The following is a 2,414-nucleotide window of genomic DNA, read 5'->3' as shown; positions in this document are numbered from 1 at the left end:
GCCAGCGCCGAGTTCAAGCAGGAATTGCTGCATCTCGCGCAGGATGGCGTCTTGGAGATCCTTTTCGAGGTAGTGATCGTTCAGGCCGAGGAAGTCCAGCACATACGGGTCTTTCAACAGCACGTCCGGCTGGCCTGCTCGAAATGCGCGATATAAATTGCTGGCTGTTGCCGCGAGCGTGACCACGCCGGAACTCATCATCACCGCTGGCGATCGAGCTGGCGTGCGCTTCTTGGAGTTCTTCGCGTCGGCGATCCGCAACCCGCACACGCGGCGCGCGTACACGCGAGCCGTGGAGTACAAACGGTACCAAGATACGACATGCGATTCAGTCTGAAAGTATTTTCAACATGCCCACTCGTTATTGGTGATAGGTCACCACGTACCAATCTGTCCAAGGACCTGAATCACCTACGCGCCATGTCGCCGTACCTGATGGAATTGGAAAACGAACATGCATGTCTCTGCTTTTATCATACAAAAGCAATTCATCGCTGGTGCGGCCTGACTCTTCGTAAATAAATGAAGGATCGGTTCTCGGGGGAGAAATCTCATTCCACGTGTTCGCTCCTGTCCGAATAAAGATGTCGCCGTTACCAGCCGAGAATGCGTTATGGGGAATGCTAGGAGTCGGGGTCTCTCCGATTGATTTCATATATACATATGCGCCGATTCCAAGAACAGTTGTTACAAGAGCCAAGATAAAAAGTCGATCGATTATTCGCCGAATAATATCGGCCCCGAGGACATCAGTTAATTTAGGAAATATATCTTTTGCGATAACTTGGCGAAAAATAAAAAACACGACCGCCGCTAGAAAACCTCCCAGCGCGAGCGGTGTCGATACTGAAGTCGCAATATCGAAAATGCTGTCCATGACTATTTTCTCTCCGATGCCGCAACTCAGGAATTGAACTGAAGATGATAGGGCAGAGCGTTGCGACCATCTCCAAGGTACCGTTGCAGCCTCTAACGTGTCATCCCGAACGCAGTTTTATGTGCGCTACCGCACGCATGTCGCTCACGGGAAGGCGCGCATCGGCGATGCGACGCATGTCCGATACGCCACGCCCTAGCAAGCTATCATGAGCGCTGAGACTATGTTGCATCTTGATCCGTTGGCCATTCGCCTCATAGGCGGCCGCCATCGGAAAAAGACCTCGCAGAGAGTTTTCCGCGATACCGACCAATATAGTGAGCCAGCCTACCGACTATTCCATTCCCTGATCCATACCCGGACGATGCAGCCACATGACCGATTCCATGATATTAGCTATGGGATCAAGACTTTCTCCAGCATTCACAGTTTGCAGCACATCTTTGAACTCCTTTGGTAGCGGCCGCGTTGCATAGGTATTAGACAAGAAAACGGGGTTTGGCGGAGTATTAAATTCCCAATACTGACCGAAATGCAGGCAAGACTTCTGATGATCCGGAGTATGACCGGCGAGCATTTGTTGTGCAAAGTGTTGATGTTGCGTGACCACTACCCCGCTCACACGCAGAAAGCGGACTTTAGCGCCATTCTTTTCAAAATAGCTCGGTTCTTTGAGTAGACCGCACGCCTCATTTGACAGCGGCGTTACTGCCTCGAACATCCGTTCTCCCCAGCAAATGACGAGCAATCCATAGGTGGGAACAACGCCATCGCTGAAACTCGAAAATTTTTTCTCCGCGCTAACCAAAAAATCCTTCACCTTGTTGTCTAGGGGTAACGCTGGCTCCTCTCCGCCGACAGACATCATAATCTCCCGCACTCCAGGCAGTCGTGCTGTTACCTGATAAGCGGCAGCTTGATTTTTGGTGTCGTAGTCATGCAATGAGGGGCACTTCACCTCAACTAAGAGCCGCCAATCTTTCCCTTCAATCATAAATTCGGGATTTGCTTTTGTATTTTCGGTAGGTTCCCAATGAAGTTTGAAGCCTTGCTCGACAGGATAAGAATCTAGAAATTTCTTCGCAATAACCAGCTCACAAAGTGCCTGAACTATCTGCTCGTACGTACTTCTAGATTCGCCCTGTAGCGAACCGATTCGTTTAACAAAATCTAGTCCAGATCGAGGACATAGTTCCTCCATTATGCACATCAATTCAGTGAACTCTTGCGCGAAGGGTGTACAGTTATGAAAATTAAAATCGAGGAAATGTCTTTGTTCTTTCTTGAAAACACATTCGGCAATCGCCAGTTTCGTCGCTTCAATTTTTTGAGCTTTATTCATAGGTTTAAAATTTTTGACATACTTGTTGGGGCGGGGAACGTCTGCTGGATTGATCTTGGTCGACCACAATCACTCGCCGCTTCCGTTCGGCGGCGGCCTCTTTATGACCGCTCTCAATAATATCGCGACCGTCCGTCGATAAAAAAGGTCAATGACCGAGCGTTCGGCCTTTACGTTTGGAAGGCCGGTATTGAG

General features: G+C 49.5%; 3 protein-coding genes. All 3 read right to left on the bottom strand.

Translation table 11 applies throughout. From position 1 onward, the window contains the following. A partial coding sequence (locus P0D73_RS46225) for a PDDEXK nuclease domain-containing protein (protein ID WP_408436411.1) occupies positions 1-261 on the bottom strand: 261 nt, incomplete at its 3' end. A gap of 100 nt (positions 262-361) precedes the next feature. Then, positions 362-877, bottom strand: coding sequence for a hypothetical protein (locus P0D73_RS46220; protein WP_408436408.1), 516 nt, complete (start codon positions 875-877; stop codon positions 362-364). Between the two features lie 334 nt (positions 878-1,211). Next, positions 1,212-2,288, bottom strand: coding sequence for a hypothetical protein (locus P0D73_RS46215; protein ID WP_408436405.1), 1,077 nt, complete (start codon positions 2,286-2,288; stop codon positions 1,212-1,214). Positions 2,289-2,414: the final 126 nt, after the last annotated feature.

It is taken from the genome of Paraburkholderia sp. RL18-101-BIB-B (genome assembly GCF_046026985.1).
In the GTDB taxonomy this organism is placed as follows: domain Bacteria; phylum Pseudomonadota; class Gammaproteobacteria; order Burkholderiales; family Burkholderiaceae; genus Paraburkholderia.
The sequence above is the reverse complement of the archived record's forward strand: the minus strand, read 5'-3'. Positions and strand labels throughout refer to the sequence as shown.